14 protein-coding genes are annotated in these 18,475 nt (G+C 41.3%); 5 read left to right on the top strand and 9 right to left on the bottom strand.

What is annotated here, in order from left to right:
* Window positions 1-72 precede the first annotated feature (72 nt).
* The 3 genes from IQ259_RS01460 to IQ259_RS01450 form a co-directional block, all read right to left on the bottom strand.
* Entirely contained in the window at window positions 73-1,566 is a 1,494-nt protein-coding gene (locus IQ259_RS01460) for an SLBB domain-containing protein (RefSeq protein ID WP_193879756.1), read from the bottom strand.
* 548 nt (window positions 1,567-2,114) lie between these two features.
* Window positions 2,115-2,800 (bottom strand): IS1 family transposase gene (locus IQ259_RS01455; protein WP_370567990.1). Its coding sequence is split into 2 segments (ribosomal slippage): window positions 2,115-2,461 and window positions 2,461-2,800, totalling 687 coding nucleotides; the frame shifts between segments, so codons are not numbered across the junction.
* A gap of 45 nt (window positions 2,801-2,845) precedes the next feature.
* Window positions 2,846-3,829, bottom strand: a complete 984-nt coding sequence (locus IQ259_RS01450) for an ABC transporter ATP-binding protein (protein WP_193879752.1) — start codon at window positions 3,827-3,829, stop codon at window positions 2,846-2,848.
* Window positions 3,830-3,986: 157 nt separating this feature from the next.
* Between IQ259_RS01450 and IQ259_RS01445 the strand changes: the two genes are divergently transcribed.
* On the top strand, window positions 3,987-4,745 hold the full coding sequence (locus IQ259_RS01445) for a Uma2 family endonuclease (protein WP_193879750.1): 759 nt from the start codon (window positions 3,987-3,989) through the stop codon (window positions 4,743-4,745).
* Window positions 4,746-5,036: 291 nt separating this feature from the next.
* Here the strand turns inward: IQ259_RS01445 and hisB are convergent, their stop codons facing one another.
* Both hisB and fabI read right to left on the bottom strand, forming a co-directional pair.
* On the bottom strand, window positions 5,037-5,666 hold the full coding sequence (gene hisB / locus IQ259_RS01440; RefSeq protein WP_193879748.1) for an imidazoleglycerol-phosphate dehydratase HisB: 630 nt from the start codon (window positions 5,664-5,666) through the stop codon (window positions 5,037-5,039).
* A gap of 122 nt (window positions 5,667-5,788) precedes the next feature.
* Complete coding sequence (fabI, locus tag IQ259_RS01435; protein WP_193879745.1) at window positions 5,789-6,565, bottom strand: enoyl-ACP reductase FabI; 777 nt, start codon at window positions 6,563-6,565, stop codon at window positions 5,789-5,791.
* 534 nt (window positions 6,566-7,099) lie between these two features.
* On the opposite strand from fabI, the gene ntcA reads away from it, so the two are divergent.
* From ntcA to IQ259_RS01420, 3 genes are all read left to right on the top strand, one after another.
* Window positions 7,100-7,771 carry a global nitrogen regulator NtcA gene (gene ntcA / locus IQ259_RS01430; protein WP_015113299.1) on the top strand — a complete coding sequence of 224 codons (672 nt, stop codon included), beginning with the start codon at window positions 7,100-7,102 and terminating at the stop codon, window positions 7,769-7,771.
* A 168-nt stretch (window positions 7,772-7,939) separates the two neighbouring features.
* Window positions 7,940-9,430 (top strand): DUF3084 domain-containing protein, encoded by a 1,491-nt coding sequence (locus IQ259_RS01425; protein ID WP_193879742.1) that lies wholly within the window; start codon window positions 7,940-7,942, stop codon window positions 9,428-9,430.
* 71 nt (window positions 9,431-9,501) lie between these two features.
* Complete coding sequence (locus tag IQ259_RS01420; protein ID WP_193879738.1) at window positions 9,502-9,942, top strand: pre-16S rRNA-processing nuclease YqgF; 441 nt, start codon at window positions 9,502-9,504, stop codon at window positions 9,940-9,942.
* Window positions 9,943-10,160: 218 nt separating this feature from the next.
* Here IQ259_RS01420 and IQ259_RS01415 read toward each other — a convergent pair whose 3' ends face one another.
* The gene (locus IQ259_RS01415) at window positions 10,161-10,424 is read right to left on the bottom strand and encodes a DUF3146 family protein (protein WP_193879736.1); all 264 of its coding nucleotides are present in this window, start codon (window positions 10,422-10,424) and stop codon (window positions 10,161-10,163) included.
* 282 nt (window positions 10,425-10,706) lie between these two features.
* Window positions 10,707-12,863, bottom strand: coding sequence for a polyribonucleotide nucleotidyltransferase (locus tag IQ259_RS01410; protein ID WP_193879733.1), 2,157 nt, complete (start codon window positions 12,861-12,863; stop codon window positions 10,707-10,709).
* A 718-nt stretch (window positions 12,864-13,581) separates the two neighbouring features.
* Here IQ259_RS01410 and IQ259_RS01405 point away from each other — a divergent pair.
* Window positions 13,582-16,797, top strand: a complete 3,216-nt coding sequence (locus IQ259_RS01405; protein ID WP_193879730.1) for a DEAD/DEAH box helicase — start codon at window positions 13,582-13,584, stop codon at window positions 16,795-16,797.
* Between the two features lie 519 nt (window positions 16,798-17,316).
* Here IQ259_RS01405 and rplL read toward each other — a convergent pair.
* Window positions 17,317-17,709: a 50S ribosomal protein L7/L12 gene (rplL, locus tag IQ259_RS01400; RefSeq protein WP_193879727.1), complete on the bottom strand. Its 393-nt coding sequence runs from the start codon at window positions 17,707-17,709 to the stop codon at window positions 17,317-17,319.
* Window positions 17,710-17,782: 73 nt separating this feature from the next.
* Window positions 17,783-18,334, bottom strand: a complete 552-nt coding sequence (gene rplJ, locus IQ259_RS01395; RefSeq protein ID WP_193879724.1) for a 50S ribosomal protein L10 — start codon at window positions 18,332-18,334, stop codon at window positions 17,783-17,785.
* Window positions 18,335-18,475 lie beyond the last annotated feature (141 nt).

Below are 18,475 nucleotides of genomic sequence, written 5' to 3'. Positions count from 1 at the left end.
AAACCAAAAGATTACCAGCTATAGGGACGAATAAACATTGAGTATTGTCCCCAATATTTAGCTGTATCTTAATTAAAGTCCAAGTCCAAATAATCTGAGGAAATTAAAGATAATTCCAAAGGGACTGGCGATCGCATTTAAAGTTTCACTTGTTTTAGTGAGACCATTGCGGCTCACTAATACCACATCATTATTCCGCAGGATAGGATTAGTTTCCTCATTAATCCCATGAGCTAAATTGATTTTAACGATGCGTTTTGTCACAGATCCATCAGGATTCAGTCGAATCAAATCTACAGCGGCTCTGCTGGCTCTACCATCATTAAACCCACCAGCAGCCAGTAAGGCTTGATTTAAAGAACTATTTGGTCTAAGTTCTGTAGCACCTGGTCTTTTCACTTCACCTACTACACCTACTTGAATTGTGTTGGGAGATAAAGTTGTGGTAGCTAGTTGTGTAGCTTCTGCTGCGGTTAAATCTGTGGCGGTAGGAATCACAATCGTATCTCCGTCTTGCACAATAATGTCTTGATTGACATCACCACTCTGTAGCAATTGCCAAAGATTAACATCAATAGATTGTTCACCACCAGTTCTAGTAGGTCTGCGGAGTTTGAGACTGCGAATATCAGCTTGTCCTGTGATTCCACCTGCTAATTGAATTGCTCTTGTAACTGTGGGTAAACCACCCGCCGCCTGTCCTTCTCCACCACCGCCTGTTGTAACAAGGTATGAACCAGGACGGTTAACTTCCCCAATAATGGCTACAGTTCTTGGTGTAGCGGGATTTGCAGCAAAGTTAGATGCTGCTAAATTGCGTGCGTCTGTTTTGTCAAAGTTAGTTGCTGTCGGTACTAAGATACTGTCGCCATCGCGCAATGTAATATCTTGTCCTATCTGACCTGTTTGTACAGCTTCTTTTAAATTGAGGGTAACTCGTTGCTCACCACCCCGTCCAACTTTTCGCCGTACTTGTACTTGGGTGACATCTGCTGCTAAAGTAACGCCCTGGGCTGTAGTTAATGCTGCCAAGACAGTTGGGTATTGTACACCGGGATTATCACCAGCGCCACCACTTAAGTTGAGAGTGTAAGACCCCGGTCGTGTAACTTCTCCAGCGACAAAAATATTAATGGGGCGAGGCGATAGTAGGTTGACGGAGATTAGAGGACGTTTTAAATAGCGAGAGTATCTTCTAGCAATTTCATCAGCTGCTTGTTCAGTTGATAAACCAAGAACTGAGACACTGCCAATAAGAGGTAAATTAATTGCTCCACCGGGAGGAACTTGATATTCTCCTGTGTATTCCGGCACTTCAAACACGTTAACTCGGATGCGATCGCCACCGCCCAAAGTGTAATTAGTATCTAGTTGTTGCTCTGTTGGTAATACCTGTTGTAGCGTTGGTATTATGGGTGTTTTATTCGGTGGTACTGTTTGTAGCGTTGGTATTACTGGTTGTCCCTGAGCTAGGCTGACGGGCGACACAGCAAAATTGATAGCTGTACAAAAAGCCACACCCATAGATGGATGGGTGAGGAATTTCCATAAACCTGTGTTAAACATATTTACCTTAGACTCTGAGACTACGATCGGCAAAGTACTGTCTAAACATTTTAATCTTGACTATACTTAAGTATTTTTTCCCGACAATCTTATTTTCCTAAAAGGATACTCTTTTCCGGAAGCATAATTATTTATGAGATTTGAATTTTTAGTAAAGTTAAGTTAAAGATTAACTTACTTAGGCACAGGTTAAGCATTTATTAATACAGGTATTTATTACCTTCAACACTACAATTTTTGAACCTATAAAAAGTAGCAAAACATACTATGTCTAAGATTGTGGTTATCTTACTACCGTTACACATGTAATTGAATCAGACGCTAACTACGCATGAGCTTTATGGTATTCAACATGACAGTATATGGATATATTTAGCTATCCAAAAAAATCACACACTGTGCTAGAGTTTCTAGTTTTGATGCTTCTCCCTGTACTTTTAGAGCCTTAGCTAAAACCGAAAGTTTACTAGCTCCTCAAGTTTGATAAATTTACACATACATCATGTAATATCAAAATTTGGCATTGCTGAATGGAGGGATGAATTGATTTATATAGGTACAATTTGATACTTCAAATAATGAAGTAATAATTTAATTGAGTATCTCAGCATTTGTTCTGACTTTGAATAGCATAAAGTTTTGCGGTGAAGACGTGCAAGATAATGGCGTAACCTGGTATTTTCATTTTCCACTCGCGTCATATATGTTTTACTCACAATTTGGTCGCCATCGGGGATGAAACTTGGGTAAACCTTCCAACCATCGGTCACATAAAAATAGCTTTTCCACTGTTTGACAATTTCCCATAATGGCTCAAACGTTTCAGCACTGTGATCTCCTAAAACCCAAGCCAAAATACCTTGAGTAAAATGGTTTACTGCCGTCCACAGCCAAATTTTGTGTTTTTTGAACCTACAAATGTCTCTAATTCATCTAGTTCTCCTACCTCTGGTACAATATCTTCTTGTGGTACATCTGGCAGCTTTTCTCCTAGTTGTTTGACCCAGGAGATGATAGTAGTATGATGTACACCTTTAACTCGTTCAATACCACGAAAACCCATACCGTTAAGGTACATTTTTAAGCATTCTTGCTTCAATTCCTCAGAATATCCTTTCGGCGGATCATACAAATCAATAAATTGGCGAGCACACGATACACAAATGTGATTTTGTTTACCTCTCCGCTTTCCGTTTTTGCGAATTTCCGTAGCTCCGCAATATGGACATTGCACAGTAGATGACCTCAATTCATCCCTCTATTATGCAACGCCCAAAATTTAATTAATAGATACATTTGGTTGTTCTACTTTTTCAATAAAAAAGTTTTCTAGGGAATTACGAGACAAATCCAGCGAAATAATGTGACCTTCCATCAAGCGAAGACTATCAAGAAAATCGTAATAATCTTTTTGTAGAGTTCCTTGCCAAGAACCATCATGACTAAACACAAGGTTAGGTATCCATTTGTACAGAACTTCTTGATCGCCACCTTTACCTTTGACGTGGTAAGCATTACCACTACCTAATAATTCATTGAGAGAACCAGCGCAAATTAATTCACCTTTTGAGAGAATTGCAATGCGATCGCAAATTTGCTCTACTTCACTGAGGATATGGCTATTAAAAAAAATTGTCTTACCTGCGGCTTTTAATCCTAGGATGATTTCTCGCATTTGGTAGCGTCCCAGAGGATCGAGGCCAGACATCGGTTCATCAAGAAATATTAGTTTTGGGTCATTAATTAACGCTTGCGCCATACCAACACGCTGTAGCATCCCCTTAGAGTAGCGACGCATTTGTTTTTTGCGTGCATCAGCTACAGGTAAACCCACTAATTCCAGCAGTTGGGGGATACGTTGGCGTTGCACACTTTGAGGAATTTGGAAAAGTCCAGCCGCCAACTGCAAAAATTCCCAACCAGTCAAATAGTCATATAGATAAGGGTTTTCTGGTAGATAGCCGATGTTTTGTTTGATATTGCGATCGCCCAATGGTTTACCTAATAATAATCCCCGTCCTGCTGTCGGCCGGATAATTCCCAGCAACAGTTTGAGTAACGTAGTTTTACCAGCACCATTCGGCCCCAGCAACCCAAAAGTTTCACCCTGATAAACCGTCAAAGAACAGCCTTTGAGAGATACAACCTTTTGATTCAGCCAAAAGCCACTGCGGTAGACTTTTCGCAAATCAAAAGTTGAAACAACTGGCTGAATATTGGTAGGTTGCGGTTGAAATTCGGCGGTATCTACAACAGATTTCATATTAGTTTAATAACTACTGACCAAAGTTACAGCCGCCAGTGTAACTTACCAATTGATGTTTCTGGGGCAGCGAAACCCCAATATTATTCCATTTATTGGCAGTGTAAAATATTGGCATTAGCCGCCCAAACACACAAGCGACAATTGGATAACCATCATGGTTTTAGCCGCACCCCAGCGCCAAACCCCTGTCGTAACTTGGGAAAAACTCCCAGATGATTTTATTCTGCCTGACGATCCAGTGGAAAATATTCAACAGCCAATTCTTGCAGCAGCCCTCACAGATGCTTTAGATACAGCAAATCGCGTTCAACCACAAATGTTGATTGCATCTAATTTTGGAATCGTCGCTAATATTAATCAAAAAACCGTTGTCAAAGCACTAGATTGGTTATATGTACCACGTGTGTCACCAGTGGGAGCAGGTGTAATTCGACGCAGCTATACACCCAATACCGAAGGTGAAAAGGTGGCTGTGGTGATGGAGTTTCTTTCCGACACCGATAACGGAGAATATTCGATTCGTCCAACCTTTCCTTATGGAAAACTATACTTTTACGAGCAAATATTGCAAGTTCCCATCTATGTAATTTTCAATCCTTATGAAGTCACCTTAGAAGTACATCGTCTAGAAAATGGACGATATATTTTGCAAGCACCATCAGAATCAGGAAAATTTTGGATTCCTGAATTGGAATTATTTTTAGGAATTTGGCAAGGAAATCGCTTAGGTTTCAATATTTATTGGTTGCGGTGGTGGGATGAAGCAGGTAATTTGTTGTTGTGGGCTTCTGAAAAAGCTGAACAAGAACGACAAAGAGCCGATGATGCGATCGCACAACTGGAAATTGAACGTCAGCGCCAAGCATCACTGGTAGCAAAGTTACGAGAATTAGGTATCGATGCGGAGTCATAATTAGCCCTGAATAACCCCATACATTCATATTTCACTGCGTATACTTACTTGACTCGCAAGGAACAGGATTGAGTGATGAGTTATATAAGGCGATCGCACTACTAAGTAGGTCGGTGTTAAAAATTGTCGTTATGACAAGGCAGGAGGCAGAGGGCAGAAGGGAAGAGGTTTTCAAGCTACTTTACTTTCCGTTACATAGTTCGGTTTATTTGCACCTTTCTACTTAAAATGAAATATGGCATTAGTTATTTAGAAAAACAAATGCTAAATAACTAATGACTAATGACTAATTTATAAAACACCTTTAGAACTAGGAATTGTCCCAGCACGACGCGGATCAACTTCAATAGCCATCCGCATAGCTCTAGCAAACGCCTTAAATGTTGCTTCAATAATGTGATGAGAATTAATGCCATCCAACTGCCGAATGTGCAGTGTCATTTGGCTATGATTCACCAATGCCACAAAAAATTCCCGCACTAGTTGAGTGTCATAGGTTCCTACTCTTTGTGTCGGAATTTGCAAACCATAACTCAGGTGAGGTCTTCCAGAGAAATCTAAAGCTACCTGAATTAAGGCTTCATCTAAAGGAGCGAGAAAATTACCAAAACGGACAATACCTTTTCTGTCACCTAATGCTTGATGCAAAGCTTGTCCTAAAGTAATACCCACATCTTCGTTGGTGTGATGGTCATCAATTTCCCAGTCCCCCTTGGCTTTGATATCTAAATCAATCAAACCGTGGGAAGAAATTTGATGCAACATATGATCTAAAAAAGGAATGCCAGTTGCAGCGGTGCATTTTCCTGTGCCATCTAGATTGATTGTCACTTGCACATCAGTTTCACCAGTAACGCGGTGAACAGAAGCAATTCGAGAGACTGAGGATAAATTAATTTCAGGATAGTCGCTGATTTGCATAGTTAACTAGAGAGTAGGCAGGATGAAGACTTAAAGTATGAAGGCTAAAGTTTAAAATTTCATACTACCCTTCGGGAACGCCAAGGGCGAACACACTTCATACTTCATACTTCATACTTTAACTACATTCCCATAATTTCATATCCTGCATCCACGTACAGAACTTGTCCAGTAATACCACTTGCTAAATCACTGCATAAAAAAGCCGCAGTATTACCCACTTCTTGTTGAGTTACTGTACGTCGCAGGGGAGCTACTTGTTCAACATGATGAATCATATCTAAAATTCCGCCAACTGCGGAAGATGCCAAAGTCCGAATTGGCCCGGCAGAAATGGCGTTAACGCGAATATTTTGGGGGCCGAGTTCGGCTGCTAAATAACGTACACTCGCTTCTAAACCTGCCTTGGCAACTCCCATCACATTGTAGTTAGGAACAGCTCTAACACCACCAAGATATGTCAGGGTGACAATGCTACCGCCTTCTGTCATCAAAGGTTTAGCCGCCCCACTTAACTGTACTAACGAATAGGTGCTAATTTCTAAAGCTGTATTGAAACCCGAACGAGAAGTTTGGCTAAATCCGCCAGTCAAATCATCTTTATTAGCAAAGGCTAGGCAGTGGATGAGAATATCTAGTTTACCCCATTGCTCACGAACTGCTTCAAAGGTAGATTGAATCTGTTTGTCGTTTTGGACATTACAGGGAACAAATAAGCTGGGGTTGAGAGGTTCCACCAATTCCGCGACTTTTCTCTCCATCTTGCCGCGTTCATCAGGCAGGTAGGTAATACCTAAATTAGCTCCAGCTGCGTGCAATTGTTGAGCAATACCCCAAGCGATGGAGCGATTATTGGCAATACCTGTAACGAGGGCGTTTTTTCCAGTCAGATTCAGCATACAAATTATTAACGGGATCAATCATGATGAGGATGTCCGAGCAGTATGAAATATTTTTCCTTATTCCCCTAGCTTTCCTTTTCCCGAAGGAAATCACAGCCTGAAAGTCTAAATGTTTTAGGGGAATTTAGGATACTTCAACTGCTTAGTGTATCAGTTGGAACTTTTCAGACATCCTCTTAGGAGGATACTAGAATCTGAGGCCAGTTTTTCTTTGTTTAACACCGGATTTGTAAAAATAATATTTGGGAGGCGTGTTTGCTGCATAAAAAATTGTCTGCTATTCCTGAAGATATTCTCAAGATATGGTAAATTTTTCTGCAAAAAACCTGATGAATAAGACTTTGCAAGAACTTATAACAACTACTAGCTAAAAAAGTGAAAAATTATGTATCATTATGAACAAATAACTCTGAAGTTTGGGATTTGAGTATAGGAAAGTACAGAAAGGTTGACGGTGATTTATTGATTTTTCAGGTGTATTCTTAGGTAATCAGTTTATTTGTTTTTCCGGCATTGGGTAGGGGAAGGGAGATGATCGTGACACAAGATAAAGCCCTAGCAAATGTTTTTCGTCAGATGGCAACTGGCGCGTTTCCACCTGTTGTGGAAACCTTTGAACGCAACAAAACGATCTTTTTCCCGGGCGATCCTGCTGAACGAGTTTATTTTCTTCTTAAGGGTGCTGTAAAACTTTCCAGGGTATACGAAGCAGGAGAAGAAATAACGGTAGCACTGTTGCGGGAAAATAGTGTTTTTGGTGTGTTGTCTTTGCTGACGGGAAATAAGTCGGATCGGTTTTACCACGCCGTTGCATTTACACCTGTAGAATTGCTGTCAGCGCCAATCGAACAAGTAGAGCAAGCACTCAAGGAAAATCCAGAATTATCAATGCTGATGCTGCGGGGTCTATCTTCGCGAATTTTACAGACAGAGATGATGATTGAAACTCTAGCTCACCGAGATATGGGTTCAAGATTGGTGAGTTTTTTATTGATTCTTTGTCGTGATTTTGGTGTTCCTTGTGCAGATGGGATCACAATTGACCTCAAGCTATCTCATCAGGCGATCGCAGAGGCAATTGGTTCAACTCGCGTTACAGTCACTAGGTTACTTGGTGATTTACGTGAAAAGAAGATGATTTCTATTCACAAAAAGAAGATTACTGTGCATAAACCTGTTAGCTTAAGTAGACAGTTCACTTAAAAACAATTGGAGGTAGTGGAGTTGGCAAGTATTGTGTTTTTGCAGATAATACCCATAGCTGGAGGTCAATTTTAAATTGAATAATCTTAGCTGTTGCCAATTTCCTATCCTCCACAGACAATGGCCGAAAGTAGTAGGCTGTATCTGGAACCATTTCGGTAGCTGAAGATGACCACTGGGTACATCCTCATCGCAGCAATTTTGATTCTGGGAGGCGTAATTGCCACTGTGGGCGATCGCATTGGCACACGGGTTGGCAAAGCCCGCCTCTCACTATTTAAGCTTCGTCCCAAAAATACGGCGGTACTGATCACTATTTTTACTGGTGGTTTGATTTCAGCATCAACCCTAGGGATTTTGTTTGCAGCTGATGAAGGATTGCGTAAAGGAGTTTTTGAGTTAGAAGACATCCAAAAAGACCTACGGAATAAGCGAGAACAACTCAAAACCGCCGAAGCCCAAAAAAGCCAGGTAGAGATAGAACTAAACCAAGCAAGAATTGAGCAAACCAAAGCTCAACAAGATTTACAGGCAATTAATAAATCATTGCAAGCGGCAAATGCCAAACAACGGGAAACCCAAACGCAACTCAATTTGACTATTAGCCGCCAAGCTCAAACTCAAGCTCAACTGCAACGCACACAAGGGCGATTGAATCAAGTAGCAACGCAGTATCAACAAGCCAAATCAGAACTGCAAAACGTTTATAACCAAAGACAGGCATTACAGGCAGCTGTAGAACAGTTGGAGGCAGAAAGACGTAGACTGTATGCAGAAGCGAAAAAAGCCATAGATGAAGCTAAGGCAGCCATTATAAAACGCGATCGCGAACTTGCCAACCGTCAAGAAATTATTGAACAGCGCGATCTCAAAATTGCCCAACTAGATAAACTAATTCAAAATCGCAACTTAGAAGTTGCTGCACGAGAACAAGTAATTGCTAAAAGGGAATTGCGCCTCAAAGAATTAGAAAAACAACAGGATTTTTTAGAACAAGAAGTATCAAGATTAGAAAAATACTATCAGTCTTACCAAGACCTGCGTTTGGGCAAGCTGGCTGTGATTCGAGGTCAAGTTTTGGCAGGTGCTGTGATTCAGGTTAACCAAGCTGCTTCTGCTCGTCAGGCAATGTTACAACTTTTAGGAGAAGCTAACCAAAATGCTATCTTTCAATTAACTGAACCTGGTGCAATACCAGAAAATAGAGACATACTGCGTGTAACACCAGAAAGAGTTGACCAGTTGATTAAACAGATAAGTGATGGTAAAGAATACGTGGTGCGAATTTTCTCCGCTGGTAATTACGTTAGAGGAGAAAACCAAATAGAATTCTTTGCAGATGCCGCACGCAATATATTAGTATTTTCGGGAGGCGAGGTGCTGGCTAGTACTACAGCTGATCCTAAAACTATGACATCTTATCAGCTACGACAAAGGCTAGATTTGCTGATTTCTGCTTCCCAATTTCGGGCTAGAAATGCTGGCATTGTGGAAAGTGTACAAGTAGATGGGACTTTTTTGCGCTTTGTCAACCAGCTAAGACAATACGATCAACCTTTAGATATTAAAGCGATCGCAGCAGCAGACACCTATACAGCCGGGCCTCTGCGCGTGAAATTATTAGCTATCCAAAACGGAAAAGTTATTTTCAGTACCTGAAACATTCAAGATTCGCCACAATATTCAAAAGCTCTGAATACAGATATCTATTAAGTTAAAGCTTATTGAATATGAATTTAAATGAATTCTCGCCAACTCAACCAGTAATTCTCGGCTTCGATCCTGGTAAAGATAAGTGTGGTTTAGCAGTCATGGGATTAGATCGGCAACTGCATTATCATCAGGTTGTGGCTGCACAAGAAGCGATCGCCACCATAGAAATACTACGACAAAGATACCCTGTTTCCTTTCTCGTTATGGGCAATCAAACTACGGCGAAGCAGTGGAAACAGCAATTAGAAGCAGAATTAGTACAACCATTAAATATCATGTTAGTAGATGAGCGCTATTCTACTTTAGAAGCACGCGATCGCTATTGGCAGATGTACCCCCCTACAGGACTAACAAAACTGTTACCAAAAGGGATGCGTCAACCACCAAGACCAATAGATGACATTGTGGCAATCCTTTTAATTGAAAGATATTTAAATCGACTGACAGATGATAGGTGATACCAATTCGTAATTCGTAATTCGTAATTCGTAATTCGTAATTAAAAAACTGAGATGCAGCAAAGCTTTCAGGGTTTACATCTGTATCAGATTTTTCGTGAAATGAAATGACAGGCTTCCGCCGTGAGTTTCGACAAGTTCAACTTCCGCCTCAGCCGAACGGTGACAGGGGACAGAAGGTGTTTCACACTTCACACTTCACACTTCACACTTTCCTCTCATAGTTCCGCCCGGATAGTAAAAGCATAGTCTCCTCCAGGTTCCAACTGATAATCTTGTTTTTCTAAAAAGCGGCCAAGAGGTTCTTTGATTAATGCTCTGCCTTGAGAAGGTTTAACAGACAGTTCTCCACGGCGGAAATGCCACTGGAAATGCCACTCAAAGTCACCCGCGCTCACTTCGCCCTCAAGGAAGCCATGTTGCCAGGATTGGCGGGTAATTTTGACATGAGCAGTAGTTTCTGGCAAAGGTTTTGCACTCACAATGCTTTAGGTAAAGTGTGGGATAAAAGCAAACAACGCAGTCTATTTCTTTTATTTACCAAACTTAGCGTAAATCGACAAACTGACAAAGTGAGTATTAATAACTGGATAATTAGCCAAACAGCTGAAGTCGTTCGGCTCGCTTGGCTTTGTTCATATAACCGCGAATGTCTTTGTGCGGCTCAGATCATAGTAATAAAACTTTTCAAGAAAGAAGCTACGGCGATGCCTACAAAAAAGGCATCGCGGATTTTAGAGAATATCTAAAATCCCAAATCGATATTATCGATTCACTGCCGCAGCTTCTCGCGCCGCAGCTGCTTGATCTGGATGGATACCCAAACGTGTGAGATTAATCCGTCCTTTACCATCAATCTCGCGCACTTTGATAATCACTTCATCACCGACGGCTACTTCATCTTCAACTTTGCCAACGCGGTAGTCAGCAAGTTGAGAAATGTGGATCATACCTTCCTTACCGGGTAAGAATTCCACAAATGCACCGATTGGTATAATTCGAGTTACGCGTCCTGCGTAGACATCCCCTTCATGCAGCTTGCGGGTCATCCCTTGGATGATGTTCCGCGCTTTCTTGGCTTTGCTTTCATCGACAGCAGATATAGTAACTGTACCATCATCTTCGATGTCGATTTTGGCACCAGTTTCTTCGGTGATGCCCTTAATCGTCTTGCCTCCAGGCCCGATGACTAGACCAATCATATCTGAGTCAATCTTGATGGTCAGCAGACGTGGCGCGTAGGGTGATGTTTCTGTGCGTGGTTGGTCGATGGTTTGGAGCATTTTCTCCAGGATATGCAACCGCGCTTCTTTAGCTTGGTGAATAGCTTGGGCAATAGTTTCTAAAGACAGACCAGAGATTTTCATATCCATTTGCAAGGCAGTAATCCCGGTATCTGTCCCAGCAACTTTGAAGTCCATATCACCTAAGAAATCTTCAATGCCTTGAATATCAGTCAAAACGCGGATTTCATCACCTTCTTTAATTAGACCCATTGCCGCACCACTAACGGGTTTGATGATAGGTACACCCGCATCCATCAGGGCGAGGGTGGAACCGCAGACTGAACCCATCGAGGTGGAACCGTTGGAAGAAAGCACTTCCGATACAACTCGAATCACATAAGGAAATTGTTCTTTGGGTGGCAGTATGGGCAAGATTGCTCGCTCTGCTAAAGCGCCGTGACCGATTTCGCGTCTGCCAGGCGCACGCATTGGCTTGGTTTCGCCAACAGAGAAGGGCGGGAAGTTGTAATGGTGTAGGTAGCGTTTGGATTGGTCTGTTTGTAAGTCATCGTTGAGGTTTTGGGCATCTCCAGGAGTACCAAGGGTACAGTTAGATAATACCTGAGTTAGTCCGCGGTTAAATAAACCGCTACCGTGGACTCGTTTTGGTAAAACACCAACTTGACAAGAAACAGGACGTACTTCGTCTAGCTTACGACCATCAACGCGGATATTATCTTCTACGATTTGACGGCGCATGAAATACTTGGTGATGTCTTTAAATGTATTGCCAAGTGCCTTTTTATCTGCGGTGGCTGCTAGGCGAATCGGGTCTTCTTCTGGAAGTTCCACGATCGCAGTTGCTATTGTATCTTTGACTACATCTAAAGCTGCATCACGCTCAGGTTTTGTTAATTCAAATTGAGCCAGAATTTTTTTGATATCATCACTAGCGCGATCGCGAATATAATTTTCCAGGGTCTGGTCTACCTCTGGAGGTGCTTGCTGAATTATTTCCAAACCCAGTTCTGCGATTATCTCTAGCTGTGCTTTGATTAAATCGCGCACCGCTTCGTAACCAAAATCAATTGCTTCGATAATATCTCGCTCTGGCAGCTGATTGGCTCCTGCCTCCACCATGATTACACCTTCTGGTGAACCAGCCACAATCAAATCTAGGTCTCCAGCTTCAATTTCTGCATAGGTGGGATTGATAATAAAATCATCTCCTACTAAGCCTACCCGCACGGCTGCCATTGGCCCGTTAAAAGGAATTTGGGCAATCAGGGTAGCGATGGAAGCACCGGTGACTGCTAGAACATCGGGTGGCACTAACTCATCCATAGATAATGTTAAGGCCACAATTTGCAGATCATCCCGCAACCATGAAGGGAACAGGGGACGCAGAGGACGGTCTATGAGACGGCTGGTGAGAATTGCTTTTTCTGGTGGACGACCTTCCCGGCGCATAATCCCACCAGGAATTCTACCTGCTGCATAAAGTCTTTCTTCGTAATCTACTGTTAGGGGAAGAAAATCAATGCCTTCTCTGGCTTCTGCTCGCGTAGCTGTTACCAAAACAGCTGTGTCCCCTGATTCTATCAAAACTGACCCACCAGCTTGGGGAGCTAGTAGGCCTAATTTCAGTCGAATATCCCGTCCATCAAAGGATATTGACTTTTCAACTTCTGCCATTCAGTTTTTTTTCCTTCTATGCACACTATTCTCTCTCTGTGGCAATCCTAACATTTATGCACTCTGGCTGGCTTCCGTTACATACAAAGATAAACAAGTCGTTAAATGCTAAATGTAATACATGTTTGCCCGTCAAGGAGCGGTAGATTCGACGGCTTGGTTATTTGTTAGGTTTGCCACACTCGGAATTATGCCTCATCATACTCAAAAACCTCAGGAACTGCACACATACACTAAATCATCATTAAATTAGCTGAACTTAATTATGACCTCAGCATGTAACCCTGGTTGTACAATAGTACCAGCGTTGCAAATCAAATATAGCTGCACTGGCTTAGACAACTTAAACTTTGAAATTAAATATTCCCAATCTTTACTTTTGGCTAGTGCATAGCATACTTAATCAATGTTCTCATAAATTAAAACATATTAATTCAATTACCAAGCTATCAAGTATTCCTAATAAACGATTTAATTTTCCACTTTTATTAAAATTGCTATATTTTCTAAATTAAGTAATAATTTAACAGCATATCTGATTTTACAAATGTATATAATTAAATTTTGAATATAGCCTTAGTTTTAATAAATTTAAAATGTAAAAACCAATGGTCGGGTTATTATTACGAAAAAATATGAGTTAGATAATATTCATTTTAGTAAATAAGAATAAAAAGTTTTAAATAATTAAGTTTGATAAAAATTTGAGTAGTTAAAAATGGCAATTTTACACGGTAGTTGGTTAAGAGAGAATCAAAATAGTTGTTTATTTATTTGGGGAGAAACTTGGCGATCGCAGCAAGTACACTGGGATTTAACTATATCCACAGATATACCACCACATCCATTAGCCATGACAGCAGTGGAGTTAAGTGAATGGTTAGCTTCGCGGAACATTAGCATTGCTACCATTCCACAGCAGGTACAAACTCAATCATTGCGATCGCGCAAAGGTGCAAAACCACCTGAAGCCAGTTTACCTACACATTCTCAAATTATCGCTTTACCAACTCAGATTGTAGAGCACAGCGAAAATAAAACATTCAACTTATTACCTGTACATTCCGCCAGCCAAGATTTAGACTCCGCTGCTTCACCATCCCTTCAACCTTGGCGAGTTGAAGGTTTTTGTCTCAACCCCAGCGAAGCAATTAAATTTCTCAAGTCTCTTCCTCTCAACGTTGCTAGTGGCGAAGATGCCTTTTTAGCTGGAGATTTACGATTTTGGTCACAGGTAGCGCGTTGGAGTTTAGATTTAATTTCACGCTCTAAATTTTTACCAAATATTCAACAGCAAGTAAATAGCACTGTAGCTGCTTGGCAAGTGCTTTTAGATAGTGCTGTAGATGGAACTCGGTTAGAAAAATTTGCGGCGAAAATGCCCCTGGCTTGTCGCACTTATCAAGCAGCACTAGGAAATGAAAACCTAAGTTTTGTAAACTTACCGGAACCTGCACAAGAATTAATTTTAGATTTTCTCAACAGTACAATAGATGCCCAAGTACGGCAGATGCTGGGAAATCAAACCATCATGGAAGCTAGGGCGATGGCAGCTTTACCATTGGCAGTGCGGCAGTGGTTGCAAGCTTTAACTAGTGCATCCAATACTGTGGTTGCAGATGCTATTGGTGTAGAACGTTTGGAAGCGGCATTGAAAGCTTGGACTATGCCGCTACAGTATCAACTGGTGGGCAAAACCCTATTTCGCACTTGTTTTCAACTCAATTCTCCAGAATTGGCAGAAACAGAGTGGACATTGGCGTACTTTCTCCAAGCGGCTGATAATCCTGAGTTTTTGATAGATGCAGCGACAATTTGGCAAAATCCAGTTGAGCAATTAATTTATCAAAACCGCACCATTGACAAACCACAAGAAACATTTTTGCGCGGTTTGGGTTTAGCCTCTCGATTGTATCAGGCGATCGCTCCCAGTTTAGAAACAGAATATCCCCAATCTTGTCAGTTGACCCCTATCCAAGCCTACGAATTTATCAAATCTGTCGCTTGGAGATTGGAAGATAACGGTTTAGGCGTGATTTTGCCGCCCAGTTTGACAAATCGTGAAGGTTGGGCAAACCGTTTAGGGTTGAAGATTACCGCCGAAACGTCCAAAAAACAAAAGGAACGCTTAGGTTTACAAAGTCTGCTAAATTTTCAATGGCAGTTGGCAATTGGGGGACAGACAATTTCCAAAGCTGAATTTGATCGGCTGGTAGCCTTGAATAGTCCTCTAGTAGAAATTAACGGCGAGTGGGTAGAGTTGCGTCCCCAAGACATCAAAACAGCCCAGACATTTTTTGCCTCGCGCAAAGAACAAATGGCACTTTCCCTAGAAGATGCTTTACGCCTCAGTACAGGAGACACCCAGGTAGTTGAAAAATTACCAGTGGTGAGTTTTGAGGCATCTGGGGCATTACAGGAATTAATTGGGGCGCTAACGAATAATCAGGAGATTACACCCTTACCCACACCAGCAGGTTTCCAGGGAAAGTTGCGTCCTTATCAAGAACGTGGTGCTGCTTGGCTGGCTTTTTTAGAACGTTGGGGTTTGGGTGCATGTCTCGCCGACGATATGGGTTTGGGAAAAACAATCCAGTTTATCGCTTTTCTTTTGCACCTGAAAGAACAGGATGTACTAGAAAAACCAACTTTATTAGTTTGTCCAACTTCTGTTTTAGGTAACTGGGAACGGGAAGTTAAAAAGTTTGCACCTAGCCTGAAAGTAATGCAGTATCACGGTGACAAACGCCCCAAAGGTAAGGCATTTGTTGAAGCCGTGAAAAATCATGATTTAGTTGTAACTAGTTATTCGTTAATTCATAGAGATGTTAAATCATTTCAGGGTATTTCTTGGCAGATAACTGTTTTAGATGAAGCCCAGAATGTGAAAAATCCCGATGCGAAACAGTCACAGGCAGTTCGCCAGATAGATGCAAACTTTCGCATCGCCTTGACAGGCACACCAGTAGAAAATAAATTGCAAGAATTATGGTCGATTTTAGATTTTCTCAATCCTGGTTATTTGGGTAATAAACAATTCTTTCAACGTCGGTTTGCCATGCCGATTGAAAAGTATGGTGATGCAGCTTCTTTAAATCAATTGCGTTCATTAGTTCAACCATTTATTTTAAGAAGGTTGAAAACAGACCGCACAATTATTCAAGACTTGCCAGATAAACAAGAAATGAACGTATTTTGTGGTCTGACTACAGAACAAGCCGCACTTTATCAACAAGTAGTAGAAGCATCTTTAGCTGAAATAGAATCTGCTGAAGGATTGCAACGGCGAGGCATGATTTTAGCCTTGCTAACCAAACTTAAACAAATCTGCAATCATCCAGCGCAGTATTTGAAAGAAACTACATTAGTACAACATAATTCTGGGAAATTGCAACGCCTAGAAGAAATGTTAGATGTGGCTATTGCAGAAGGCGATCGCGCTTTAATTTTTACCCAATTTGCTGAATGGGGTAAATTACTCAAACCTTATTTAGAAAAGCAATTAGGCAAAGAAATCTTTTTCTTATATGGTAGCACTAGTAAAAAACAACGAGAGGAAATGGTAGACCGTTTCCAACACGACCCCCAAGGGCCACCAATTATGATTCTTTCTTTAAAAGCTGGTGGTGTAGGATTGAACTTAACCCGCGCCAATCATGTATTTCACTTTGATAGATGGTGGAATCCGGCGATTGAAAATCAAGCCACAGATAGAGTATTTAGGATTGGTCAAACCAGGAATGTCCAAGTACATAAATTTGTTTGTACTGGCACTTTAGAAGAAAAGATTCATGACATGATTGAAAGTAAAAAGCAACTAGCCGAACAAGTTGTTAGTGCTGGTGAAGAGTGGTTAACTGAATTAGATACAGATCAACTTCGTAACTTACTCATACTTGACCGCAATGCTTTGATTGATGAAGATGCAGAGTAGAAAAGTCTCCTAATTTAAATGCGGAGGAGCGCTGAGGTAAACGCAGAGTAACGCAGAGGATTTTCAAAGTGAGTTTGTGGTTAATTTTCTGTGTGTCTCTGTATTTACTTCTTTTAAGATACAAAGTTGGATTTCTTTGTTCAGAACATCAACTTCCGAGTTCAGAACATCAACTTCCGAGTTCTAAGGATGCCGTGAAAAAATTATACAATCTTCTTGTAGGGTAAACATCTTGTCTGCCTTGGCACTCAGATGAACTAGTGGTACACCAAGGAAACTTTGCATGGTGGAAGGCAGGGAAGGTAGGATGGTAACGATTTTCTCGTTCCCGTACGGATTGTGGGAATTTTCTTTTTAATCTTTCACACACCTGATTTATGTAACGAAACAATAAGTTGCACATCGCGTGAGATATTCACAAACTAAAGCTCATAATCATGAAATGATCAATATCAAGAAAATACAAAAAAAGAAGCCCATAATAGGCTTCTTAATTAAAAACTAGTATTGGAACCGTAACTATTTCACAGTAACTTGACCGCCAGCTTCTTCAATCCGCTTCTTAGCATCCTCAGCTGCATCTTTAGCAATAGCTTCTTTAATTGGCTTGGGTGCAGCTTCTACCAAGTCTTTCGCCTCTTTCAGACCCAGACCAGTTAATTCACGGACAATCTTCAGTACGGCAATCTTCTTGTCAGCGGGAACAGATTCCAGAATTACGTCAAACTCGGTTTTCTCTACTACTGGTTCAGCCGCCGCAGCCGCGCCAGGAGCAGCCATCATCATCATACCGCCAGCAGGAGCAGCCGCACTTACGCCAAAAGCTTCTTCAATTTGCTTAACTAATTCAGCCGCTTCCAGCAAAGTCAAAGATTTCAATTGTTCCAAAATTTGATCGGTTGCAGTAGACATTGATATAACTCCTGTAATGTGTGATTAGTGATTAGGCAATGGTTATTAGTAATGACTTTTGACTCGGAAAAGTCTATTCAGCCGCAGTTTCAGCACTATCGCCTTTCTCTTTATCGGCCACAGCCTGCAAAGCGCGAGCCAAGCCACTAGGAACTTCGTTAACACCCACAGCAATTTTGGTAGCTAAGGCATTGATAGCACCAGCTATTTGAGCCATGAGTTGTTCCTTGGAAGGCAAGTCTCCCAAAGCCTTGACATCTGCTTCTTTTAGTAGGCGACCTTCCATCACGCCGCCACGAAGTTCTGTCTTCTTGGAGACTTTTTGGAAGTCTTGGTAAGCCTTAATCGCTGAGGAAAAATCCTCTTTGACTAACAAAAAGGCAGAAGAACCTTTGAGCAACTCGGACATTGGTTGCCATTTTTCATCGTCTCGAATAGCAATACCCATCAAGGTGTTCTTTGTCACCTTGCAACTAGTGCCAGTGGGACGCAACCGCCGCCTTAAGTCTGTGATTTCGGCAACTGTTAGTCCTTGATATTCAATGACCAGCGCCAAAGTTGACTCACTCAAAGATTGCTTGAGGTCAGCTACTATTTCTTGTTTGTTTTCTAGCGTTCTACCCATCTCATTTCACCTCCAAGGGCAAAATAATTGATTTACCTGCTTATGTGTCTTATACCGATTCTCTAAAATTCGACAACAGATTCAAACCTTGAAACTGAGATACAATCTGAATTTCTTAATTACGAACTGCGAACTGCGAAT

The organism is Fortiea sp. LEGE XX443 (assembly GCF_015206815.1).
In the GTDB taxonomy this organism is placed as follows: Bacteria; Cyanobacteriota; Cyanobacteriia; order Cyanobacteriales; family Nostocaceae; genus Nostoc_B.
The sequence above is the reverse complement of the archived record's forward strand: the minus strand, read 5'-3'. Positions and strand labels throughout refer to the sequence as shown.

What these genes read in the sequence shown, in the direction of transcription:
- IQ259_RS01450 (WP_193879752.1), bottom strand. Translation starts at nt 3,829, where the DNA reads ATGAAATCTGTTGTAGATACCGCCGAATTTCAACCGCAACCTACCAAT.
- fabI (WP_193879745.1), bottom strand. Translation starts at nt 6,565, where the DNA reads ATGCTGAATCTGACTGGAAAAAACGCCCTCGTTACAGGTATTGCCAAT.
- IQ259_RS01425 (WP_193879742.1), top strand. Translation starts at nt 7,940, where the DNA reads ATGACCACTGGGTACATCCTCATCGCAGCAATTTTGATTCTGGGAGGC.
- IQ259_RS01460 (WP_193879756.1), bottom strand. Translation starts at nt 1,566, where the DNA reads ATGTTTAACACAGGTTTATGGAAATTCCTCACCCATCCATCTATGGGT.
- IQ259_RS01405 (WP_193879730.1), top strand. Translation starts at nt 13,582, where the DNA reads ATGGCAATTTTACACGGTAGTTGGTTAAGAGAGAATCAAAATAGTTGT.
- rplJ (WP_193879724.1), bottom strand. Translation starts at nt 18,334, where the DNA reads ATGGGTAGAACGCTAGAAAACAAACAAGAAATAGTAGCTGACCTCAAG.
- hisB (WP_193879748.1), bottom strand. Translation starts at nt 5,666, where the DNA reads ATGCAAATCAGCGACTATCCTGAAATTAATTTATCCTCAGTCTCTCGA.
- IQ259_RS01445 (WP_193879750.1), top strand. Translation starts at nt 3,987, where the DNA reads ATGGTTTTAGCCGCACCCCAGCGCCAAACCCCTGTCGTAACTTGGGAA.
- IQ259_RS01410 (WP_193879733.1), bottom strand. Translation starts at nt 12,863, where the DNA reads ATGGCAGAAGTTGAAAAGTCAATATCCTTTGATGGACGGGATATTCGA.
- rplL (WP_193879727.1), bottom strand. Translation starts at nt 17,709, where the DNA reads ATGTCTACTGCAACCGATCAAATTTTGGAACAATTGAAATCTTTGACT.
- ntcA (WP_015113299.1), top strand. Translation starts at nt 7,100, where the DNA reads ATGATCGTGACACAAGATAAAGCCCTAGCAAATGTTTTTCGTCAGATG.
- IQ259_RS01420 (WP_193879738.1), top strand. Translation starts at nt 9,502, where the DNA reads ATGAATTTAAATGAATTCTCGCCAACTCAACCAGTAATTCTCGGCTTC.